This is a genomic window from Arthrobacter sp. 01N444, from assembly GCF_056399305.1.
This window is the reverse complement of sequence record NZ_JBFTRB010000020.1, coordinates 1-21,174: the sequence shown is the minus strand read 5'-3', so window position 1 is coordinate 21,174 and position 21,174 is coordinate 1. Positions and strand designations below refer to the sequence as shown.

Annotated in this window: 21 protein-coding genes; 13 read left to right on the top strand and 8 right to left on the bottom strand. The window is 68.0% G+C overall.

From position 1 onward, the window contains the following. The first annotated feature begins 208 nt into the window (after positions 1-208). Positions 209-1,807, top strand: coding sequence for an ABC-F family ATP-binding cassette domain-containing protein (locus AC1DKN_RS18340; protein WP_476855914.1), 1,599 nt, complete (start codon positions 209-211; stop codon positions 1,805-1,807). 95 nt (positions 1,808-1,902) lie between these two features. On the opposite strand, the gene AC1DKN_RS18335 is transcribed toward AC1DKN_RS18340, so the two are convergent. The 4 genes from AC1DKN_RS18335 to AC1DKN_RS18320 are packed head-to-tail and all read right to left on the bottom strand — an operon-like array spanning position 1,903 to position 4,019. Beyond that, positions 1,903-2,382 (bottom strand): YbaK/EbsC family protein, encoded by a 480-nt coding sequence (locus tag AC1DKN_RS18335; protein WP_476855913.1) that lies wholly within the window; start codon positions 2,380-2,382, stop codon positions 1,903-1,905. A gap of 3 nt (positions 2,383-2,385) precedes the next feature. Then, positions 2,386-3,264, bottom strand: coding sequence for an SURF1 family cytochrome oxidase biogenesis protein (locus tag AC1DKN_RS18330; RefSeq protein ID WP_476849637.1), 879 nt, complete (start codon positions 3,262-3,264; stop codon positions 2,386-2,388). After that, positions 3,265-3,558, bottom strand: a complete 294-nt coding sequence (locus tag AC1DKN_RS18325; protein ID WP_476872120.1) for a hypothetical protein — start codon at positions 3,556-3,558, stop codon at positions 3,265-3,267. It lies immediately after the preceding gene. Then, entirely contained in the window at positions 3,555-4,019 is a 465-nt protein-coding gene (locus AC1DKN_RS18320) for a DUF3099 domain-containing protein (RefSeq protein WP_028275536.1), read from the bottom strand. Before AC1DKN_RS18320 ends, AC1DKN_RS18325 begins: the two co-directional genes overlap by 4 nt. A 150-nt stretch (positions 4,020-4,169) precedes the next feature. Here AC1DKN_RS18320 and AC1DKN_RS18315 point away from each other — a divergent pair, with 150 nt between their 5' ends. The 3 genes from AC1DKN_RS18315 (at position 4,170) to AC1DKN_RS18305 (ending at position 6,517) form a co-directional block, all read left to right on the top strand. Beyond that, positions 4,170-4,895, top strand: coding sequence for a beta-ketoacyl-ACP reductase (locus AC1DKN_RS18315; RefSeq protein ID WP_476872119.1), 726 nt, complete (start codon positions 4,170-4,172; stop codon positions 4,893-4,895). Positions 4,896-5,172: 277 nt separating this feature from the next. After that, a complete protein-coding gene (locus AC1DKN_RS18310; protein WP_028275538.1) occupies positions 5,173-5,592 on the top strand; it encodes an Hsp20/alpha crystallin family protein in 420 nt (139 codons plus the stop codon). Between the two features lie 148 nt (positions 5,593-5,740). Continuing rightward, positions 5,741-6,517: an SDR family oxidoreductase gene (locus AC1DKN_RS18305; protein ID WP_476849639.1), complete on the top strand. Its 777-nt coding sequence runs from the start codon at positions 5,741-5,743 to the stop codon at positions 6,515-6,517. Positions 6,518-6,613: 96 nt separating this feature from the next. On the opposite strand, the gene serB is transcribed toward AC1DKN_RS18305, so the two are convergent. Continuing rightward, positions 6,614-7,546, bottom strand: a complete 933-nt coding sequence (serB, locus tag AC1DKN_RS18300) for a phosphoserine phosphatase SerB (protein WP_476855908.1) — start codon at positions 7,544-7,546, stop codon at positions 6,614-6,616. Positions 7,547-7,678: 132 nt separating this feature from the next. Here serB and AC1DKN_RS18295 point away from each other — a divergent pair, with 132 nt between their 5' ends. The 5 genes from AC1DKN_RS18295 (at position 7,679) to AC1DKN_RS18275 (ending at position 11,777) form a co-directional block, all read left to right on the top strand. After that, positions 7,679-8,464, top strand: coding sequence for an ABC transporter ATP-binding protein (locus tag AC1DKN_RS18295; RefSeq protein WP_476872118.1), 786 nt, complete (start codon positions 7,679-7,681; stop codon positions 8,462-8,464). Between the two features lie 18 nt (positions 8,465-8,482). Beyond that, positions 8,483-9,268 carry a sulfite exporter TauE/SafE family protein gene (locus tag AC1DKN_RS18290; protein WP_476872117.1) on the top strand — a complete coding sequence of 262 codons (786 nt, stop codon included), beginning with the start codon at positions 8,483-8,485 and terminating at the stop codon, positions 9,266-9,268. A gap of 33 nt (positions 9,269-9,301) precedes the next feature. Then, a complete protein-coding gene (locus AC1DKN_RS18285; protein WP_476855906.1) occupies positions 9,302-10,111 on the top strand; it encodes a TrmH family RNA methyltransferase in 810 nt (269 codons plus the stop codon). A gap of 169 nt (positions 10,112-10,280) precedes the next feature. After that, positions 10,281-10,538, top strand: coding sequence for a type B 50S ribosomal protein L31 (locus tag AC1DKN_RS18280; protein ID WP_018772953.1), 258 nt, complete (start codon positions 10,281-10,283; stop codon positions 10,536-10,538). Positions 10,539-10,670: 132 nt separating this feature from the next. Further along, complete coding sequence (locus tag AC1DKN_RS18275) at positions 10,671-11,777, top strand: lipoate--protein ligase family protein (RefSeq protein ID WP_476872116.1); 1,107 nt, start codon at positions 10,671-10,673, stop codon at positions 11,775-11,777. Between the two features lie 142 nt (positions 11,778-11,919). Here the strand turns inward: AC1DKN_RS18275 and pepN are convergent, their stop codons facing one another. Both pepN and AC1DKN_RS18265 read right to left on the bottom strand, forming a co-directional pair. Beyond that, positions 11,920-14,571: an aminopeptidase N gene (pepN, locus tag AC1DKN_RS18270; protein WP_476872115.1), complete on the bottom strand. Its 2,652-nt coding sequence runs from the start codon at positions 14,569-14,571 to the stop codon at positions 11,920-11,922. A 34-nt stretch (positions 14,572-14,605) separates the two neighbouring features. After that, entirely contained in the window at positions 14,606-15,631 is a 1,026-nt protein-coding gene (locus tag AC1DKN_RS18265; RefSeq protein ID WP_476872114.1) for a YeiH family protein, read from the bottom strand. Positions 15,632-15,773: 142 nt separating this feature from the next. Here AC1DKN_RS18265 and AC1DKN_RS18260 point away from each other — a divergent pair, with 142 nt between their 5' ends. From AC1DKN_RS18260 to AC1DKN_RS18250, 3 genes are read left to right on the top strand one after another with little or no spacing between them, the layout of a single operon-like run. Continuing rightward, positions 15,774-17,375 carry a circularly permuted type 2 ATP-grasp protein gene (locus AC1DKN_RS18260; protein WP_476849648.1) on the top strand — a complete coding sequence of 534 codons (1,602 nt, stop codon included), beginning with the start codon at positions 15,774-15,776 and terminating at the stop codon, positions 17,373-17,375. Next, positions 17,368-18,294: an alpha-E domain-containing protein gene (locus tag AC1DKN_RS18255; RefSeq protein WP_026266338.1), complete on the top strand. Its 927-nt coding sequence runs from the start codon at positions 17,368-17,370 to the stop codon at positions 18,292-18,294. The genes AC1DKN_RS18260 and AC1DKN_RS18255 overlap by 8 nt, the downstream gene beginning before the upstream one ends. Continuing rightward, the gene (locus AC1DKN_RS18250; RefSeq protein WP_476855902.1) at positions 18,291-19,142 is read left to right on the top strand and encodes a transglutaminase family protein; all 852 of its coding nucleotides are present in this window, start codon (positions 18,291-18,293) and stop codon (positions 19,140-19,142) included. Before AC1DKN_RS18255 ends, AC1DKN_RS18250 begins: the two co-directional genes overlap by 4 nt. 103 nt (positions 19,143-19,245) lie before the next feature. Here the strand turns inward: AC1DKN_RS18250 and AC1DKN_RS18245 are convergent, their stop codons facing one another. Further along, positions 19,246-19,743, bottom strand: coding sequence for a pyridoxamine 5'-phosphate oxidase family protein (locus AC1DKN_RS18245; RefSeq protein WP_476850950.1), 498 nt, complete (start codon positions 19,741-19,743; stop codon positions 19,246-19,248). 157 nt (positions 19,744-19,900) lie between these two features. Here AC1DKN_RS18245 and AC1DKN_RS18240 point away from each other — a divergent pair. Continuing rightward, the coding region (locus AC1DKN_RS18240; protein WP_476872113.1) for a GAF domain-containing protein at positions 19,901-21,174 on the top strand (1,274 nt) is incomplete at its 3' end.

Below are 21,174 nucleotides of genomic sequence, written 5' to 3'. Positions count from 1 at the left end.
GCTGGAGGGCACCGCCAATGAACACGGCCAGCCGGCCAGGCCAGCATCGCGACGGCGGCTGCCTAGTGCCATACGTTCCAATGTCATGGAGCCGGGGTGGTGCCGGTAGACTTGCAGAGGCTGTGCTCTCGCATCGCCCTGCCCCGGCCCCGCCCAGACTCCACCCGTCGTGCCGCGGCATTCCCTGTTGTGAAAGGCCTTAGCTGCATTGATTACCGTCCAGGATCTCGAACTGCGCGCCGGCGCCCGCCTCCTCATGGACCAGGTGAGCTTCCGGATCGACAAGGGAGACAAGATCGGTCTGGTCGGCCGTAACGGTGCAGGCAAGACAACGCTGACCCGGGTGCTCGCGGGCGAGGGCCTGCCCGCCGCCGGTAAGGTAACCCGCACCGGCGAAATCGGCTACCTGCCGCAGGATCCGCGCACCCCGGACATGGAGCAGCTCGCGCGGGACCGGATCCTGTCCGTCCGCGGCCTGGACATTGCCGTGGGCAAGCTCCGCCTGGCGCACGAAGAGATGGCCAGCGAGGACGCTACGGTCCAGCGCAAGGCGATGAACCGCTATGACCGGCTTGAATCCGAATTCCTGGCCGCCGGCGGCTATGCCGCCGAAGCCGAGGCGGCAGCGATCTGTTCGAACCTCGCCCTGCCGGACCGGCTGCTGAACCAGCCGCTCAAGACCCTGTCCGGTGGACAACGGCGCCGCGTCGAGCTTGCGCGCATCCTGTACTCGGACGCCGAAACCATGCTCCTCGATGAGCCCACCAACCACCTCGACGCCGATTCCATCTCCTGGCTCCGTGAGTTCCTCAAGAACCACCAGGGCGGGCTGATTGTCATCAGCCACGACACCGAACTGCTTGAAGCGACCGTCAACAAGGTCTTCCTCCTCGACCCCAACCGCGCGCAGATCGACTTCTACAACATGGACTGGAAGCGCTACCTCAACCAGCGCGAAACGGACGAGCGCGCCCGCAAGCGTGAGCGGGCCAATGCGGAAAAGAAGGCCCAGGTCCTCATCGACCAGGCCAACAAAATGCGCGCCAAGGCCACCAAGGCCGTCGCCGCCCAGAACATGGCCAAGCGTGCCGAGCGCCTGCTCGGCGGCCTCGAAGCCGTCCGCGCGACCGACCGCGTGGCAGCACTGCGCTTCCCGGACCCGTCACCCTGCGGCAAGACCCCACTCACCGCGGACGGCCTCAGCAAGTCCTACGGCTCGCTGGAGATCTTCACCGACGTCGACCTTGCCATTGACCGCGGGTCCAAGGTGGTCATCCTGGGCCTCAACGGCGCCGGCAAGACCACGCTGCTGCGGATGCTGGCCGGCGTCGACAAGCCGGACACCGGCGAAGTCGTTGCGGGCCACGGCCTGAAGGTGGGCTACTACGCGCAGGAGCACGAGACGCTCGACGTGGACCGCACTGTCCTGCAGAACATGCGCTCCTCCGCCCCGGACATGAACGACGCGGAAGTCCGCAACATCCTGGGCTCATTCCTGTTCTCCGGCGACGACGTCGACAAGCCCGCCGGTGTGCTCTCCGGCGGCGAGAAGACCCGGCTGGCGCTGGCCACCATCGTGGCCTCGAGCGCGAACGTGCTGCTCCTCGACGAACCCACCAACAACCTGGACCCCGCCAGCCGCGCCGAAATCCTCGGGGCCCTGAGCAACTACACCGGCGCCGTCGTCCTGGTCAGCCACGATGAGGGCGCCGTCGAGGCGCTCAACCCGGAGCGTGTCGTCCTGCTTCCCGACGGCATCGAGGACCACTGGAACGAAGACTACCTGGACCTCATCACGCTGGCGTAAGTCACCCAACCGACCCGCAGCCGGGGCCGTTCCCGGCACTGAAAACGGCCCCAGCAGCGAGGCAGCCGGGTGGCCCCAGCAGCGAGGCAGCAGGGTCAGCGGACCGGCATCTCTTCCGCGGCCGTGATCCGGTGCAGGTCCGCGTAGCTGATCGAGAACATCGAGTTGTGATCCCCTGCGCCCGCCCAGAGCACACGGTGGGCCGACAACGACTCATCCAGCAGAGTCCGGATCTTCTCCGGGTGGCCTACCGGGGCGACGCCGCCGACCTCCTGGCCGGTGTGGGCCAGGACGAACTCGGGGGAGGCACGACGGATCTTGCCCGTGCCCAGCCGGTCCGCGACCTTGCGGACGTCCACCTTGGCCGCGCCGCTGGCCAGGATGAGCAGCGGGGTGCCCTCGAGCTCAAACACCAGGCTGTTGGTGATCGCCGCGACATCGCAGCCCAGCGCCGCGGCGGCCGCTGCCGCCGTCGGCACCTTCGCGTCGAACACCGTCACGGTGTCCTGGGCGCCCAGGGCGGTGAGGGCCCGCTTGACGTTGGCCACCGGGCCGGGAAAGGCGTCAGGGCTCATCGCTCAGAACCCCTGGGCGTCGAGGATGGCGTCTTCCTCTTCTTCCGCCGTCGCGTTCTTGCGCTTCCGCGGAGCAGGACGACGGCGGGCCACCGGGCCGCTGGAGTGCAGGAACACGCCCTCGGCGGCCTCGGCTTCGGCGTCCTCCGCGTCGATCGCGGCGTTGCGGGCCTGCTGCCTGGCCGCGTAGCCGAACCCGACGAACATCAGCACGCCGAACGCGAACCACTGCAGGGAGTAGGACAGGTGGGTGCCCTCATCAGTCGTCGGTTTAGGGAACGGGAACGGCATGTCCTGCACCGACGGCGACTCGGAGGCCAGCTGTCCGTAGGCGCCCGTCAGCAGCGGATAGCCCAGCTGCCCGGAATAGGCGGAAAGGTCGATCGAGGCCAGCTGTCCGTCAGGGGCGCCGCGCTGCAGCTCGGGCTCGGCCGGCTTGAGGCGGGCAACCACCGTCACCGGCCCCTGCGGCGGGGCAGGCACTGAGTCGGGCCGTCCCGGGGTGTTGTTGCCGATGGGCAGCCAGCCACGGTCGATCACCACGGTTTCGCCGGACTGGAGCTTGAAGGGGACCACCACCTCGTAGCCGGGCTGGCCGTTGAGCGGGCGGTTGCGGACAATGCGCTGGCCGGCGGCGTCGTAGCTGCCCTTCAGTTCCACCTGGGTCCACTCCCGCTCCGGATTCAGCCGGCTGAACTGGTCGCGGACATCGGCGAACGGCACGGGGGTGGCCGAGTAGTTGGAGACCACCCGGTTGATTTCGGCCAGGGTCTCGGCGCGGCGGTCCATCTGCCACCGGCCCAGCCCAACGCAGCCGGCAGCGAAAATCGCGGCCAGCAACAAGTACCCCAGCCATTTACTGGAGAAGAGAAAGCGGTACATTCAGCCGATCCTGCCTGACGGGTCGAGAGGGGCGGTCACTGGCGGGAGGGGGACGTTCTCTGCGCCGAGGACCACAGTCTCTTTCCACAGTCCGCGCGTCTGGAGGTAGTCCTCAAGCCACGCGCGGTGCTCCCCGCACGCCAGCCAGATCTTGCGCCGCTCCGGGGTGTGGATCTTGGGATTGTTCCACAGCAGCTGCCATTCCGCCGTCGCGCGGCAGGCTTTCCGCGAGCAGACGGTGCCCGGGGCCGCGGCCTTGTCCCCACCGGTCCCGGCCAGGTCAAAGAGATTCATGAAGCTGCCCGTCCGTGGTCGTCGTCGTTCTCATCTTCGATCAGCTCACCCTGCAGCAGCGTCCCTGAACCATCTGCGCCGTCGCTCAGATCCTGCCCGTTTGGATCCTGCCCGGCGGGGCCCGCGGTGTCCGGTGCGTCCAGCTCTGCGAGCGGAGCATAGTCCAGGAGCGAGTCACTGTGGATTTCCGCCTTGTCGCTGCCGTTGGCGATCACCACCGCCACCCAGGGCAGGAAGACAGCGCCGGCAATCGGCAGGAGCTTGAACCAGCCATCCACGACAAAAATCAGGATCAGGCAGACCATGCGGATGCCCATGGCGATGGCATACTTCACCATCCGCTGGTGCATCTCGTCCGAGTGCGCAGCAGCGGCGTCGGTGATGCTGTGCACCTCGGTACCGCCGGACTCGGAGTCCGGCCTCCCGGGCACATGAGCACCGGGTCGGTTTTTGAGTGTCACGGCTGTCAGATCACGCTCCCAAGGCTTACTTCGATTCTCTCACCATCGGCGGAGCCGCCCAAACGGAAGCGCACCGGGCGCTAAGATCGGAGGCAGGAAAATTCCAGCCCCCAGCGCGGCCCTCCCTGCCGCAGAATCCCGGAGCCCCATATGACTGACACATCCACCACTGGCCGCAGCGTTCTGATCACCGGCGGAAACCGCGGGATCGGCCTGGCCATCGCCGAGTCCTTCCTGGCCAACGGCGACAAGGTAGCCGTGACCTTCCGCAGCGAATCGCCGCTGCCCGAGGGCATCCTCGGCGTCAAAGCGGACGTCACAGACGAAGCGTCGGTGGACGCCGCGTTCGCGGAAGTCGAAGCCGCCCACGGCCCGGTGGAAGTCCTTGTGGCCAATGCCGGCATCACCAAGGACACGCTCCTGATGCGGATGAGCGAAGACGACTTCACCTCGGTGATCGACACGAACCTCACGGGCGCCTTCCGGGTGATCAAGCGCGCATCCAAGGGCATGATCCGGGCGCGCAAGGGCCGCGTGGTGCTGATTTCCTCCGTCTCCGGCCTCTACGGCGCGCCGGGCCAGATCAACTACTCCGCCTCCAAGGCAGGCCTGGTGGGCATCGCCCGGTCGCTCACCCGCGAGCTCGGCGCACGCGGGATCACCGCGAATGTCGTCGCGCCCGGCTTCATCAACACCGACATGACGGCCGAGCTGCCCGAGGCCACGCAGAAGGACTACCTGACCAAGGTCCCCGCCGGCCGCTTCGCCGAGGCCTCCGAGGTCGCCAACGTCGTGCGCTGGATCGCCAGCGATGAGGCGTCCTACATTTCCGGTGCGGTCATTCCGGTCGACGGCGGCCTCGGAATGGGCCACTAGCCCCTGACACAGCAGGACGACACAGGACTCCTGCGGAGCACAGCGGACGACGGCGGATTCCGCCGTCGTCCGCTGTGCTGTGTCCGCTTGTTCTGTGTCCGCTTGTTCTGAGTCCGCTGTCTATTGCAACCCGGACCGGGCCACTGGAGACGCACAGTTTTCCGGGCCGGGTTCCGGGCCGGGCCTTTTTGCCCTTGGCTCCGGGGCTCCTGGAGCGTGTAATGGGCTCACAGCCCCTGACCATGCCGCGGCAGGGGCGTGGACGCAGGAGGAAATCATGAGTGATCTCAGCAAATGGACGCCCTCGGACATGCTGGAACCGGTCCGCCGCTTCCTTGACGGTGATCTGTCCATAGCGCCAGGGATCAAGATCGAACAGTTCCAGGAGGGCACCACCCTGGTGGTGCGGGCGGAAGCGCCGGGGATCGACCCGGACCGGGACGTCGACGTCTCGGTCGGCGAGGGCGTGCTAAATATTGCGGTGGAGCGGCGGGAGTCGTCCGAGCACAAGAGCAAGGACGGTTACCGCTCGGAGTTCCGCTACGGCCGGGCCGCCCGGAGCATCGCGCTGCCCGCAGGGGTGAGGGAAGAAGACATCACCGCCACGTACAAGGACGGCGTCCTGGAAGTCCGCGCACCGGCGCCCAAGGTTGTGACCGGTGAAGCGACGACGAAGATCCGGATCGACCGCGGCTGACCCACCCCCGGCATGTTCAAGCCACGTGACGACGGAACTACGCCGCCGGGGCTTCTTTGTGGATGCTGAACAACTGTAATGGCGCGGTCCGCTGGCATGATGGATTGCAGACCCACAGTATTTGGACGTTTGGAACAAAGGAGCTCGTATGGGACTGCTGGAGAACAAGACTGCGATCGTGACCGGTTCGTCGCGCGGAATCGGCGCCGAAGTGGCCAAAATCCTCGCCGCCGAGGGTGCGGCCGTCGTCGTCAACTACCGCCAGAAGGCGCCGCGCGCCAACAAGGTCGTCGCCGAGATCGAAGCCGACGGCGGCCGTGCCGCGGCCGTCGGGGCGGACCTCACCACCCAGGAAGGCGTCCAGGCCCTCGCCAGCGCCGCGATGGAGAACTTCGGCTCGCTCGACCTCCTGGTCCTCAACGCCTCCGGCGGCATGGAGACCGGCATGGAAGAGGGCTACGCGCTGAAGCTGAACCGCGACGCCCAGGTGAACATGCTCAACGCCGCCGTCGCGCTCATGCCCCACGGCTCGCGCGTGGTCTTCGTGACCAGCCACCAGGCCCACTTCATCGACACGGTGCCCACCATGCCCGAGTACGAGCCCGTGGCCCGCAGCAAGCGCGCCGGCGAGGATGCACTCCGGGCACTGGTCCCGAACCTGGCCGAGAAGGGGATCACGCTCGTGGTCGTCTCCGGCGACATGATCGAGGGCACCGTCACGGCCACCCTGCTTGACCGGTCCAACCCCGGCGCCATCGAGGCCCGCCGCGCAGAAGCCGGCAAGCTGTACTCGGTCAAGGAGTTTGCAGCGGAGGTCGCCAAGATGGCCTCGGCCGACGTCGAAACCGGCCACACGGAATACGTTGGCGGTGCGGATTATTTCGGTAAGACCGCGGACCAGGCAGCGGATAAGAGCTCCAGCTAGGCGCAGGCCGCCACGCGCTGGAATGGCGCGTAGGGAAGGCACGTCCCGGCAATGTTTGACTAAACATTGCCGGGACGTGCCTTCCCGGTTAATGCATCAGACTCCGGCGATATACCGGACGGCGTCAAGATAGGGAAGGTTGACGGCGGCGTCCGCGGCAGCGCGGACGGCCGGCTTCGCGTTGAAGGCGATGCCGATCCCGGCGGCGCCCAGCATGTCGAGGTCGTTCGCGCCGTCGCCCACGGCGATCGTGTGTTCCATCGGGATGCCCTCGGCCGCAGCCCATTCGCGCAGGTACTTCTCCTTGGCCGCCCGGTCGATCACGTCGCCGAGCACCTTGCCGGTCAGGGCGCCGTCGACGATTTCGAGTTCGTTCGCGATCCAGTAGTGCAGCCCCAGGTCTTCGGCGATCGGCCGGAGGATCTGGTTGAAGCCGCCGGACACGACGGCCACGGCATGGCCGGCAGCCTGGAACGCCGCCACCAGCTCGGCGGCGCCCTCGGTCAGCCTGACCTCGGCGCGGACCGACTCGACGACGTCCGCGGGCAGCCCCGCGAGGACCGCCACCCGGGCGTGCAGGCTCTGGGCGAAGTCCAGCTCGCCGCGCATGGCCGCCTCGGTCACCGCCGTCACTTCCTCGCGCTTGCCGGCGTAGGCGGCCAGCAGCTCGATTACTTCCTGCTGGATGAGGGTGGAGTCCACGTCCATGATGAGGAACTTCCGGGGCGCGCTGCGCAGTGCTGCCGGAACCAGGGCCGTGTCGACGCCCTCGATGCCGGCGGCCGCCAGCGCACGGCGCGCACCGTCCAGGCGGGCTTCCGCAACCGCGGCGGCTGTGGCGGCGTCGGGCGAGCCTGCCCCCGAGGCGTCCAGTGCGCAGTCGACGGCGTATACCTCGAAGCGGGCGTCGCCGGTCCGGGTTTCCGCCCCGACGCCCAGCCCGGCGGCCGTCAGGAGCGAACGCAGCCGCTGGATGTCGGGAAGGGACAGTTTCAGGCCGTAGCTCACTGCGGTCACGTTCGAACTCATGGCCTCAATCCTAGCGAGCGGGCGGCGGGCGGCCCGAATTCGTTGCGCCCGGGCGGGCGCCGCGTGACGCTCCACGGCAGGGCGCGGCGCCGGTTATCAGTCGCCCGCTTTTTTGTCCTAGTGTCTACTCCTATGAGTGATGTTCTTGAAATGGCCGGGGTCAGTGTTGTACGTGGGGCGAAGACGCTCCTGGACAAGGTCGACTGGCAGGTCAAAGAGGGCGAACGCTGGGTGATCCTGGGCCCCAACGGCGCCGGCAAGACCACGCTCCTCCAGCTGGCCGCGGCCCGCATCCACCCGACCTCCGGAATGGCGGGCATCCTCGAGGAAGTCCTCGGCGCCGTCGACGTCTTCGAGCTCCGCCCCCGGATCGGGCTGTCCTCCGCTGCGCTGGCCAGCCAGATCCCCGAGCACGAGAAGGTCCTCAACGTGGTGGTCACCGCCGCGTACGGCGTGACCGGCCGCTGGCGCGAGGGCTACGAGAAGGAGGACGAGCGGCGCGCCTTCGGGCTGCTGAACGAGTGGGGGATGGGCCCGCTGCTCAACCGCCCCTTCGCCTCGCTTTCCGAGGGGGAGCGCAAGCGCGTCCAGATTGCCCGCGCCCTCATGACCGATCCCGAGCTCCTGCTCCTGGACGAGCCGGCCGCGGGGCTCGACCTCGGCGGCCGCGAGGACCTGGTCCAGCGCCTGAGCGAACTCGCCCGCGACGACGCCGCCCCGGCGATCGTCCTGGTCACCCACCACCTCGAAGAAGTGCCGCCGGGCTTCACGCACGCGATGCTCATGCGCGACGGCGGCGTCGTGGCTTCCGGCCCGCTGCCGGAGGTCCTCACGGCGGAAAACCTGAGCGAAACGTTCGGCCTGCCGCTGGACGTCAGCGTCAACGCGGGCCGGTACACCGCGACCGCCAGCCGCTGACGGGGCCGCTGACCGCGCGTGGAGCTCCTCAATAGCGCCCTCATATTCTTCGCCGGGCTGTGGGCGGGCACCATCAACAGCGTCGTCGGATCCGGCACCCTGGTCACGTTCCCGGTGCTGATCGCCCTGGGCTACGCCCCCGTCACGGCCTCCATCAGCAACGCCATGGGGCTCGTGGCCGGCAACGCCACCGGCGCCTGGGGCTACCGGAAAGAACTCGAGGGCCGCGGCAAGCAGCTGCTCCGGCTCCTGCCGGCCTCCCTGCTGGGTGCCGTCACCGGCGCTTATCTGCTGTTGCACCTGCCCGAGAAAGTCTTCTACTACGCCGCCCCCGTCCTGATCGTGCTGGCCCTGCTGATGGTGGTCTTCCAGCCGCGGCTGCAGCGGTGGGTGAGGAACCGCGAGGAGAACCCCGAGCACGCGATCCGGGACCGCCGCCACGGTGTCCTGCTCGTGGTGCTGGTGTACCTCGCCGGCGTCTACGGCGGCTACTTCGTCGCGGCCCAGGGCATTCTGCTAGTCGGCATCCTGGGCGTGTTCATGACCGGGACCATCCAGAACGCCAACGCGATGAAGAACTTCCTGGTCCTGGGCGTGAACGTGGTGGCCGCAGCCTCCTACCTCCTGTTCGCCTTCGACCGGATCGACTGGGGTGTGGTCGGGCTGATCGCCGTGAGCTCCCTGATCGGCGGCGTGATTGGCTCCAGGGTGGGGCGCCGGCTCTCCCCGGCGGTCCTGCGCGGGGTCATCTTCACCCTGGGCCTGGTGGCGCTGGGGTTCATGACCGCCAACCTGCTCAAATAGCCCTTCCAACAGCCTCCCAGGAATGACCTGCCCGTGACCTTTCACTTTCTTGAATCCGCCGACGACCCGCGGGTTGCGGACTACACGCAGCTCACGGACGTGCACCTGCGCAAAATCAGGGAACCCGCCGAGGGCCTGTACATCGCCGAGTCCTCCCGCGTCCTGCGCCGGGCCCTGGCCGCAGGGCACCGGCCGCGGTCCTTTTTCCTGGCCGAGAAGTGGGCCGGGGACCTCTCCGACGTCTTTGAGCAGTACCCGGACGTCCCGGCCTACATCGGCCCCGCGGCGCTGCTGGAGCAAATCACCGGTTTCCACCTGCACCGCGGCGCCATGGCAGCCATGCACCGGCCCGCCCCGGTGCCGCTGGCGGACCTGCTCGCCGGGGCCCGCCGGGTTGCGGTGCTGGAGGACATCGTGGACCACACGAACGTCGGGGCCATTTTCCGCTCGGCCGCGGCCTTGGGCGTGGATGCCGTCCTGGTCTCGCCGCGCTGCGGGGATCCGCTCTACCGCCGCAGCGTGCGGGTCAGCATGGGCACCGTGTTCCAGGTTCCGTGGGCCCGGCTGGAGGACTGGGCGGAAGGCCTGGCCGCGCTGCAGGAGCAAGGCTTCACCGTGGCGGCCATGGAACTCACGGATGACGCGGTGGACCTCGACGTGCTCGCGGCGCGCCGCCCGGAGCGGCTGGCCCTGGTGCTGGGCACGGAAGGCGCGGGCATGAGCGAAGGAACCCTGGCCGCCGTCGACCTCGCAGTGAAAATCCCGATGCGCCCGGGCGTCGATTCGCTCAACGTCGCCGCGGCGTCGGCGGTGGCGTTCTGGGAGCTCCGCCCGAAGGACTGAGGCCCCTGCATCGTGCGGCGGCCGCGCCGCGCTGACGTGCGCCAATGGTGTTCGTCAGCGGTCCGGGGATCGGCTATCATTGATAGCTGGCCGTCCGGTGCTTTCCGCCGGCCATCCCATTCATACCTGGCAACTGGCAAAATCCAGTTGTGCGAACAAAGGTCCAATTATGAAGTCTAATACTCACCCGAAGTACGAAGCTGTTGTTTTCAACGACCTGGCTTCCGGCGTCAAGTTCCTGACCAAGTCCACCGTGTCTTCTTCGAAGACCATCGAGTGGGAAGACGGCAACACCTACCCGGTCATCGACGTCGAAATCTCCTCCGAGTCCCACCCGTTCTACACGGGCAAGCAGCGCATCATGGACTCCGCAGGCCGCGTCGAGCGCTTCAACGCTCGCTTCAAGGGCTTCGGCGGCAAGAAGTAACTTTCTTCCCCAAGGTCTTATGGAAAGCCCGCACCGGCAACGGTGCGGGCTTTCTGCGTCTCTGCTGCTGTTCCGGCTAAACGGGTGACCCGGGTTCCCGGGTTCCCGGACGCATGCGGCAGGATGGAGGTCATGACATCCCATCCCGCGGCCACCGCCCCCAGCCCCGACGACGACGGCGGCGGCCGTCACCACGGCGAGTACAAGGTCCCGGGCGGCAAGCTCGTGGTCGCCGACTTCGACGTTGTCGACGGCGTCCTGGCCCACGTCTCGCTGAGCGGGGACTTCTTCCTCGAACCCGACGAGGCGCTGCCGGAGATTAACCGGGCGCTCACCGGGCTGCCCGTCGAGACCAGTGCCGCGGACATCGCGGACGCCGTGACGGCGGCGCTGCCCGAAGGCACCGTGCTGTTCGGTTTTTCCGCCGACGCCGTCGCCGTCACCGTCCGCCGCGCCCTGGCGAAGGCCACCGGCTGGGCGGACCACCACTGGAACATCATCGCCCCGTCAGTCCTCCCCACCCACGTCAACGTCGCCCTGGATGAGGTCCTCACCGAGGAAGTCGGCGCCGGGCGGCGCAATCCCACCCTGCGGTTCTGGGACTGGGAGGAGCCCTCCGTGGTGATCGGCAGCTTCCAGTCCGTCCGCAACGAACTCCATCCCGAGGGCGTGGCCCGGCACGGCATCAGCGTGGTCCGGCGGATCAGCGGCGGGGGAGCGATGTTCATGGAGGCCGGGAACTGCATCACCTACTCGCTGTACCTGCCGCAGACCCTCGTGGACGGCATCAGCTTCGCGGACTCGTACCGTTTCCTCGACGCCTGGGTGATGGCGGCCCTGGAAAAGGTCGGCATCAGCGCCTTCTACGTGCCGCTCAACGACATCGCTACGGAGCACGGCAAGATCGGCGGGGCGGCGCAGAAGCGGCTCGCCAACGGAGGGATGCTGCACCACGTCACCATGAGCTACGACATCGACGCCGGGAAGATGGTGGAGGTCCTGCGGATCGGCAAGGAGAAACTGTCCGACAAGGGCACCAGGAGCGCCAAGAAGCGCGTGGATCCGCTCCGCCGCCAGACCGGCCTGGCCCGCGCCGAAATCGTTGCAGCGATGATGGACGTCTTCGCCGAACGCTACGGCGCGACACCGTCCGTCCTCACCGACGCCGAGCTGGAGGCCGCCCGCCGCCGCGTGGAGACCAAGTTCGGCACCACGGAGTGGCTGCACCGGGTCCCGTAGAAGCCTGTTCTTTAAAAAACCCGCTCCCTAACAGCCCTCATCCCCATCGGCTGCTCCCCACCGGCACCCTCTCCTCGCAAGCTCGGCCAGGGAACCCTGCCGGCGTGGGCCCAGCTGCCGTTTTCAGCCGCCAAAAGGGCCGTTACGGAGCAGTCGATGGTGCCTGGGCCGGTGCCGTCAGTTCCTGCGCCCTGAGGGAACGGTGCAGCTGGCTGCGCTGTTCGATGATGATCCGGCGCAGGGCACGCGGCGCATCAGGGTGGGCGGCCAGCCACTGGTCGGTGCGGACAATCACGGCGTGGGTTTCGGGCGTTCCGCCGTCCAGGTCCTGTGCCGCGGGGTAGAAGCCGCGGATAATCCGGCTGGCGATCTCGATGCTCCGGTCCGCCCAGACGTCCTCGAGGGATTCGAAGTACGGGTCGATGAACCCGGCCAGCAGGGAGGCCGCGCCGGTGTTGAATCCGGCAATCGTGGCGCCGAGGAGCTGGTTGGACAGGCCGGTGCCGTGGACGGCGGCCTCCCAGGCGGCCGCCTTGACGGATGCCTCGGGGCGCGCGGCGAGGGCCGTGGCGTGCCCGGACTTGCCTGCCGCCGTGTTGTCCCGGGCGAGCTCTTGGTCGAGCTGCTCCTGCGGGGCCCGGCCGTTGGCTGCCAGCGCATGCCAGAGATTCCAGCGCAGTTCGGCGTCCACGGCGAGGCCTTCGATCACCGTGCTGCCGTCCAGGATGCCCCTGAGCAGGTCCAGCCGGCCGGCGTCGTAGCGGCTGGTTGCGGCAAGGGTCCGGGCCCAGGCCAATTGCTGGTCGGAACCCGGCGCTGCCGCGTGCAGCTGTTCGGCGGCCGTGGTGAGGAAGCCGTGGCGCACGGCATCGCGCTGGCCCCGGGGCACGTAGCGTTCCACCGCCGTCGAGGCATTGCCCAGCACATTGAGGAGGACGCCGATGCCCGGCTCGGCGGGCCCGAAGCGCTCGACGGCGTCGACGTAGAGTGCGGCCGGTGTGACGGCATCCCGGGCCGAGTCCCACAGCGCCGTCCAGCACAGCGCCCGCGCCATGGGGTCGTCCAGCTTGTCCAGGGAGCCGCGGACAGTCGCCTCGGAATGCGGGTCCAGCCGGACCTTGGCGTAGCTGAGGTCCTCGTCATTGACCAGCAGCAGCGCAGGGCGCGGTTTGCCGGCCAGCGCGGTCACATCGGTCCGGGCGCCGCGGACATCGGTCTCGACGCTGTCAGTGCGGACCAAGGCGCCGGCGTCGTCGAAATCGTAGAGGCCGATCCGCAGCCGGTGCGGGCGGGGCTCCTGCCGGCCGGTGGTGGGATCCACGGCGTCCTGCAGGACGGCGACGGAGCTGAGCGCGCTGCTGTCTTCGATGGATTCGGTGGATTCGGTGATCTCGCTGGACAGGGTGGAGATGCCGGAGGTCTGGAGCCATTGGCGGGCCCATTCGCTGAGGTCGCGGCCGGACGCGGCGCTGAGGGCGGCCAACAGTTCGGCGAGGGTGGTGTTGCCGTAGGCGTGGTCCCGGAAGTACTGGCGGGAGCCGGCGATGAAGGCTTCGAAGCCGACGTAGGCCACCAGCTGCTTGAGCACCGAGGCGCCCTTGGCGTAGGTGATGCCGTCGAAGTTCTGCTTCGCGGCTTCCAGGTCCGGGATGTCGGCGACGATCGGGTGGGTGGTGGGCAGCTGGTCCTGGACGTAGGCCCACGCCTTGCGGTTGTTGGCGAAGTTCACCCAGGCCGTGTCCCAGTCCGTGGTCCGGTCCACGCCGAGGGTGCCCATGTAATCAGCGAAGGATTCCTTGAGCCACAAATCATCCCACCACTTCATGGTGACGAGGTCCCCGAACCACATGTGCGCCATCTCGTGCAGGAGCGTGTTGGCGCGGGCCTGGTACTGCGAATCGGCGGCCCGGGAGGTGAAGACGTAGCTTTCGGTGAAGGTCACCAGGCCCGGGTTTTCCATGGCGCCGAGGTTGTACTCGGGGACGAACGCCTGCTCGTATTTGCCCCACGGGTAAGGGAAATCAAAGAGTTCGTTGAAGAAGGACAGCCCGTTCCTGGTGAGGCGGAACAGGGCGTCGGTGTCGAAGGACGCGGCCATGGAGGCTCGGCAGTAGAGCGCCAGCGGTACGTCCAGAACGGTGCCGTCGGCGAGCGTGCCGCGCCAGGCGTCCTCGGCCTTGAAGTACGGTCCGGCGAGGACGGTGGTGATGTAGGTGGACATCGCCTTGGTGGGCGCGAAGTCCCAGCGGCTCGTGGCGGGATCACTCGTCAGTTGGGTGCGCAGCACCTCGGCGCCGTTGGAGGACACCTGCCAGTCGGAGGGGGCCATGACGTGGAAGGTGAACTCGGCCTTCAGGTCGGGCTGTTCGAAGTTCGCGAACACCCGGCGGGCGTCGGCGGGTTCATACTGCGTGTAGAGGTAGCACTGGCCGTCGGCGGGATCGACGAAGCGGTGCATGCCTTCACCGGAGGTGCTGTACAGGGCGGTTCCCGTGATGGTGACCTGGTTCTCCGGCTGCAGGTTTTCGAGCCGGATCCGGGAACCGTCCACGACGTCGGCGACGGCGAGTCCCTTGCCGTTGAGGAAGACGCTGTGCACGCTGCCGGCGATGAAATCCACGAAGGTCGTCGCGCCGGGTTCGCTGGCCGAGAAGGAGATGATGCTGCGGCTCGTGTAGCCGGCGACGTTCGGGTCGGCCGCCTGCCGGACGTCGAGGGAGACATCGTAGCTGTGAGTGGTGATGAGGGCGGCGCGGTCCGCGGCCTCGTCGCGGCTCAGATTCTGGTTTGACACCCCGCTATCTAATCACGGGAGCGTGTGTGCCCGGTCACGCCGGCGGGAACATCAGGAAGGCGGCCGCCAGGCCCAGCAGGGCGATCAGCAGCCAGGACGCCAGCGCGGCCAGCAGCGCGCGTGCGCCGGTGTGCAGCAGCTGGCCCACCCGGACGGCGGAGCCCAGCCCGAACAGCGCCATGCCGAGCAGCACGTCCTGGACGGCGGCGGCCGCGTCCAGGGCCGCGGGGGAGAGCCATCCGGTGGTGCGCAGGCCCGCCAGGGCCACGAATCCGATGACGAACAGCGGGACCACCGGGGGGCGCTTGGCGCCGTCGGCTGCGGTGCCCAGCCGGTGATGGAAGCCCGCGGCGGCGACCATCGGTGCCAGCAGGATCACCCGGGTGAGTTTAACGACCACGGCGACGGCCAGCGCCGCGGTGCCGGCGGTCTGGGCGGTGGCGACCACCTGCCCGACGTCGTGGACGGAGGCGCCGGTCCACGCCCCGAAGATCTCCGGACCCAGGCCCAGCAGCCGCGCGAGCAGCGGCAGCACACCGATCGCCAGCGTGCCGCACAGGGTCACGAGCGCCACCGGCAGCACGGTTTCCTCCTGCCGGATTCGGCGCACGGCGGCCATCGCCCCGATCGCGGACGCCCCGCAGATGGCGAATCCCGTGGCCACCAGCAGCGCCACGCGGGGCGGCAGCCGGAAGAGTCTGCTGATGCCGTACGTCCCGGCGAAAGCGGCCAGCACGACGGCGGTCACAAGCAGGAGCGCAGCCCAGCCCAGGCCCAGCACGTCGCCGAGGCTGACTTTCAGGCCCAGCAGCACGATCCCGGCCCGCATGAGGTGCTTGCTGGCGAAGTCCAGCCCGGGCCGCGCCGGCCCGGCGGTCCAGCCAGACACGCCCGGCAGGTTGGCCGCCAGCAGCCCGAGGAGCACGGCCATTGTCATCGCCGGCAGCGCGGGAAGGAGCAGGTGGGCGGCGACGGCGACGGCGACGGCCGCCGCGGCGCCGGCCAGGCCTGGCGCGGCCTCTCTCAGGGCTGAGGCGGGGGCGGATCTCTTAGGGGGCACGCCCCTACATTGCCGTACCCGGCCGGAAAACCCGTAACCGCGGCCGTCCCGGCAGGCGGCCCGGACTGCGCGGCCAGCACTGAGCGCCGCGCCGCGGGCCGCCGAAATGATTTCGCAACAAAAAAGTGGTTGGCTAGTGACCATGTCTGACCTATTCCAGGAATACTCCGAGGCCGCCGGCCGCACCGGCGCCTACGACGAGATGTTTGCCCCCGGCCAGCAGGCCCGGAGATCTTACGGGCAGGTGGCCCTGGCCCTGCGCGAACTCTCGTTGGCTGACGTCAGCGCCCGCGCCGATTCCATGGCCCGGACCTTCCTGGACCGCGGCGTGACCTTCGACTTCGCGGGTGAGGAACGGCCCTTCCCCCTGGACATCGTCCCCCGCGTGATCCCCGCCGATGAGTGGAGCGTCCTGGAACGCGGTGTGGCCCAGCGCGTCCGCGCCCTTGAAGCCTTCCTCAATGACGTCTACGACAAGATGACCGTGGTGTCCGACGGCGTCATCCCGCGCCAGCTCGTCACGACGAGCGCGCACTTCCACCGCCAGGTGCACGGCTTTGAGCCGGCCGGCGGCGTCCGGGTCCACATTTCCGGAATCGACGTCGTCCGCGACGCCGAGGGCACGTTCCGGGTTCTGGAGGACAATGTGCGCGTACCCTCGGGCGTCAGCTACGTCCTCGAGAACCGCCGGGCCATGGCCAAGGGCCTGCCCGAGGCTTTCGGCCAGCAGCTCATCCGCCCGGTCGAGGAGTACCCCCGCCGGCTCCTGTCCGCCCTGCGGAAGACGGCGCCCTCCGGCGTCGACGATCCCACCGTGGTGGTCCTGACCCCCGGCGTGTTCAACAGCGCCTACTTCGAGCACACCCTGCTCGCCGGACTCATGGGTGTCGAACTCGTCGAGGGCCGCGACCTCATCTGCCGCGGCAACCGGGTCTACATGCGCACCACCGCGGGCGAGCAGCGCGTGGACGTCATCTACAAACGCATCGACGACGAATTCCTGGACCCGCTGCAGTTCCGTGCCGACTCCATGCTCGGCTGCCCCGGCCTGGTCAACGCCGCCCGCGCCGGCGGCGTCACGATCGCCAACGCCGTGGGCAACGGCGTCGCCGATGACAAGCTGGTCTACAGCTACGTGCCCGACCTCATCCGGTACTACCTCAACGAGGAGCCCGTGATCGCCAACGTGGACACGTTCCGGCTCGAAGAGAAGGAGGCCCGGGAACACGTCCTGGACCGCCTGGACGAGCTCGTGGTCAAACCGGTGGACGGCTCGGGCGGCAAGGGCCTCGTGATCGGCCCGGACGCGTCCAGGGACGAACTCGACGCCCTGCGCAAGCGGATCATCGCCGACCCCCGCGGATGGATCGCCCAGCCGGTCCTGCAGCTGTCCACGGTGCCGACGCTCAGCGGCGACAAGTTCGGCCCCCGGCACGTGGACCTGCGCCCCTTCGCCGTCAACGACGGCGAGGACGTCTGGGTTCTCCCCGGCGGACTGACCCGCGTGGCGCTCAAGGAGGGATCGCTGATCGTCAATTCCAGCCAGGGCGGCGGTTCCAAGGACACGTGGGTCCTGGCCGATTCCCCGCAGGTCCCCGTCGAAGTGATCCCGCGGCCCACCATCGCAGTCCGCGAGCGGGTTTCGGTCTGGCCGGTGGAGAGCAACTGGCGCGACAGCCAGAAAGAGCAGCAACAGCAGCAGCAGCAGATTTCTGACGCGCAGGAGGTAACCGCGAATGCTTAGCCGTATTGCCGAGTCACTGTTTTGGATCGGCCGCTACGTGGAACGGGCCGACGGCACCGCCCGGATCCTCGACGTCCACCTCGAACGGCTCAACCATCTGCCCATGGAGGAACAGCGCAGCGTGGCGCAGGAACTCCTCGCCGTCATGGGTGCCCGCGCACAAAGCGACGATTTCGGCCTGCCCGAACTGCTCAACGCCCTCGCCTACGACAAGCAGAGTGCCACCTCCATTGCCGGTTCCCTCGGTGCCGCACGGGAAAACGCCCGCCGAGCCCGCGAGACCGTCTCCTCCGGGCTCTGGGAAAGCCTCAACACGACCTACTACGGGCTCAACCAGCACCGCAAGGACGTGGTGGGCACCTACCGGTTCTGCAACTGGGTCCTGGAGCGCACCGCCATGGTCAGCGGCCTCGCCGACACCACCGTCAGCCACGACGAGAGCTGGCAGTTCCTGGTCCTGGGCCGGTCGCTGGAGCGTGCGGACATGACCGCGCGCATGCTCTCCACCCGCGATGTCCTCTCGGCCGGCATGTCCTGGGTGAACATGCTCCGCTGCGCCGGGGCCTACGAATCCTTCCTGCGGACCCGCCGGGCTGCGTTCGGGGACCAGCACGCGGCCGAATTCCTGCTGCTGGACCGGCTGTTCCCGCGGTCCATCGTCTACGCGCTGCGCGACGCCGACGAGTGCCTGGCAAAGCTCGACCCCTCGGCCCAGCGCGTCGGCTTCATCAACGACGCCCGCCGGATCGTCGGGCAGGCCCGCACCTTCCTGGAGTTCCACCGCACCGATGACCTCATGTCGGAGCTGCCAGAGCACATGGAGCGTGTGCAAAAGGCCGTGTCGCAGGCCTCGGACGCCATTTCCCGTAAGTACTTCAATCAGGCAGACGAACTGGCCTGGGTGGGAGAAGTTTCATGACCCGGCTGAACATCGTCCACAAGACGGCCTACAAGTACAACAAACGCGTCACCCTGTCCTACAACGAGGCCCGGATGACCCCGCTGACGGACCCGCAGCAAGTGGTACTGGAGTCCTCCATGAAGGTTTCGCCCTCGCAGGCGGCCCTGAGCAGCTACCGCGACTACTGGGGCACCCGGGTGACCGCCTTCGACATGCAGATGCCGCACGAGCACCTCGAGGTGCTGTCCACCACCACCGTCGAGGTGCACCGGGTCGAGAAGATCGCAACCGAGGCCGACATCGTCGGCTGGGACGTCCTGGCCGCACCGGAAACCCTGAACCAGTTCAGCGACTGGATTCCCCAGTCCCAGCTGACAGGTCCCGGCTCCGAGGTGCTCGCCATCATTCCCGGCGTCGTCGAGGGGAAATCGCCGCACGAGGCCGCCATGGCGGTCTTTGCCTGGATGCGCGGTGAAATGACCTACATGAAGGGCTCCACCGGCGTCACCACCAACGCCGAACAGGCGTGGAACCAGCGGCAGGGCGTCTGCCAGGACCTGGCGCACCTCGCCATCGGGTCACTGCGCAGCTGCGGTATCCCGGCCCGCTACGTGTCCGGTTACCTTCACCCGCGTTCGACGGCGGAGCTCGGCGAGACAGTTGCCGGCCAGTCGCATGCGTGGCTCGAGTGGTGGGACGGCGAATGGCGCAGCTGGGACCCGACCAACCACAAACCCGCGGGGGACTTCCACGTCACCGTGGCCCGGGGCCGCGACTACCGCGACGTGCCGCCGCTCAAGGGCATCCTGTCCGGCGGCGGGGGATCGGCCCTCAGCGTCAGCGTGGAGATCACCCGCGTCGCCTGACCGCACGCCGCGCCCCACGTTGCGCTATCAGATCGGGTTGCCCTGAAGCCCTCAGGGCAACCCGATCTGAAAGCGCAAGATGTGTTTTTAGGGGGGTGGGGGGTTATTCGAGGCCGGAGCGCGTGGCGTCGTCCAACGGCGTCCACCACGTCTGGGGCGGCACCACCTTGAACCGCCGGCCCGTGACGGTGTCCGGCGCAATCCGGACGAAATGTTCCTTCTTTCCGGCCTGCCACGGGAACAGCAACAGGCCCACCGTGTCCATGACTTCCTGGGGGTTCTGCACCGGCGCGGCCTGGCCCTTGATGACGACGCTCCAGGCGACTCCGGTGTCAGCATTGATGCCGTCGGCCTCCAGGGCCACCGGCGTGCCGCCTGTGGCCGCCTGCAGCTTGGTGCCCTCCGCGGTGCGGAACACCAGCGTGCCGTGGTCCACTTTGTAGTTAATGGGGAAAATGTCGGGATGGTCGTCCACCCAGACCGCCAGCCTGCCGACGGAGACGCTGCGCAACAGCCGCCAGCATTCGTGGTGGTCGAGGTCTTCGACGGCGTGGGTCTGGTCCTTTGGCTCGTGACGGCCCGGGCTCGATTCAGTGCTCATGCCGGCGAGCGTACGCGGCCGGGCTGACGGCGGCTAGGGCAAATGGACCCAGCCGCCGGGTTAATCTGCGAATTCTGAGGCTTTCCTGAGTGGTTCGCGGTATTCTGGCAAAAGGCCGTCAGCGTCTACATTGGCCGGAGCGAATGGGGGCAATGACATGCATTCAGCGGGTGAGGGCTCAGGCCATACCGTGTCCGAACCAAATCCCGTCGTTGAGGAACTGCTGATGGGGTTCGGCGCCCGGACGGAAGAGCTGCTCCAATCCAAGGAACGCATCACCGGCCTGCTGGAAGCCGTCGTCGCCCTGGCCGAGGACCTGAGCCTGGATGCCGTCCTGGAACGCGTCGTCGAATCGGCCTGCCGGTTGTTGCACGCCAGGTTCGGCGCCCTTGGCGTCATCGGTGATGACCACGCGCTCAGCCACTTCATCACTGTCGGCATCGATGGCCAACTGGCGCGTCAGATCGGTCCGCTGCCGACCGGCCACGGCGTCCTCGGCCTCCTGATCACAGACCCGCGGCCGCTCCGGCTGCATGAATTGAATAAGCACCCCGAGGCCTACGGGTTCCCCGCGCACCACCCTCCCATGCAGTCCTTCCTGGGGGTACCGGTCCGCGTCCGGGACGTGGTGTTCGGCAACCTCTACCTCACGGAAAAAGAAGGCGGAGACGACTTTTCCGCCGAAGACGAGGCCCTGGCCGTCGCCTTGGCCGCAGCGGCCGGCGTCGCCATCGAAAATGCCCGGCTCTACGACGACGCCCGCCGCCGGGCACGCTGGCTGGAGGCCTGCATGGACGTCTCCGGGCTGATGTTGAGCACGGACCGCGACTACACCTCGGGCGGCCTGGACCCGATAGCCGGCCGCGCGCTCCAGGAGTCCGCGTCCTCACTCGCCCTCCTGGTGGCCCCCGCCGCCAACGCCATGGCCCACGTGGTGATCGGCGTTGCCGGTGAGCGCGGCACGGCGTTTTCGGGACGGTCACTGCATTTGGAGTCAAATCTCCTGGAAGGTGTCCTCGAAGGCGGCGAGCCAGTGCTGTTCGACGACGCATCCGAAGTGTTGGGGGAGGTCGACGGTGCAGTCACCGGCCCGCTGCTGGCAGTGGCCCTGAGTACCCAGGGCGCCCACCATGGCCTCCTGCTGCTGGCACGGGACAAGGAGTCGGTGCGCTACGCCCGGACCGACATCGAAATGGGGGCCGTCTTCGGCTCCCACGTGGCCCTCGCCTTGGAACTTGCCCGGGTGCACCGGCTGCGCGAGGAGCTTCTGGTCTTCACCGACCGCGACAGGATCGCCCGGGACCTGCATGACCTCGTCATCCAGCGGCTGTTCGCCGCCGGGCTGAGCGTACAGAGCCTGACCCGTTTCACCAAGGAGGATCTGGCGCTGGAGCGCATCCGCAACATCACCGGCGAACTCGACGAAGCGAT

Bases quoted from the DNA above. Each gene is read 5' to 3' on its own strand.
- AC1DKN_RS18275 (WP_476872116.1), top strand. From the start codon at position 10,671: ATGACATCCCATCCCGCGGCCACCGCCCCCAGCCCCGACGACGACGGC.
- AC1DKN_RS18315 (WP_476872119.1), top strand. From the start codon at position 4,170: ATGACTGACACATCCACCACTGGCCGCAGCGTTCTGATCACCGGCGGA.
- AC1DKN_RS18280 (WP_018772953.1), top strand. From the start codon at position 10,281: ATGAAGTCTAATACTCACCCGAAGTACGAAGCTGTTGTTTTCAACGAC.
- AC1DKN_RS18310 (WP_028275538.1), top strand. From the start codon at position 5,173: ATGAGTGATCTCAGCAAATGGACGCCCTCGGACATGCTGGAACCGGTC.
- AC1DKN_RS18325 (WP_476872120.1), bottom strand. From the start codon at position 3,558: ATGAATCTCTTTGACCTGGCCGGGACCGGTGGGGACAAGGCCGCGGCC.
- AC1DKN_RS18335 (WP_476855913.1), bottom strand. From the start codon at position 2,382: ATGAGCCCTGACGCCTTTCCCGGCCCGGTGGCCAACGTCAAGCGGGCC.
- AC1DKN_RS18250 (WP_476855902.1), top strand. From the start codon at position 18,291: ATGACCCGGCTGAACATCGTCCACAAGACGGCCTACAAGTACAACAAA.
- AC1DKN_RS18295 (WP_476872118.1), top strand. From the start codon at position 7,679: ATGAGTGATGTTCTTGAAATGGCCGGGGTCAGTGTTGTACGTGGGGCG.
- AC1DKN_RS18260 (WP_476849648.1), top strand. From the start codon at position 15,774: ATGTCTGACCTATTCCAGGAATACTCCGAGGCCGCCGGCCGCACCGGC.
- AC1DKN_RS18305 (WP_476849639.1), top strand. From the start codon at position 5,741: ATGGGACTGCTGGAGAACAAGACTGCGATCGTGACCGGTTCGTCGCGC.
- AC1DKN_RS18245 (WP_476850950.1), bottom strand. From the start codon at position 19,743: ATGAGCACTGAATCGAGCCCGGGCCGTCACGAGCCAAAGGACCAGACC.
- AC1DKN_RS18255 (WP_026266338.1), top strand. From the start codon at position 17,368: ATGCTTAGCCGTATTGCCGAGTCACTGTTTTGGATCGGCCGCTACGTG.
- serB (WP_476855908.1), bottom strand. From the start codon at position 7,546: ATGAGTTCGAACGTGACCGCAGTGAGCTACGGCCTGAAACTGTCCCTT.
- AC1DKN_RS18330 (WP_476849637.1), bottom strand. From the start codon at position 3,264: ATGTACCGCTTTCTCTTCTCCAGTAAATGGCTGGGGTACTTGTTGCTG.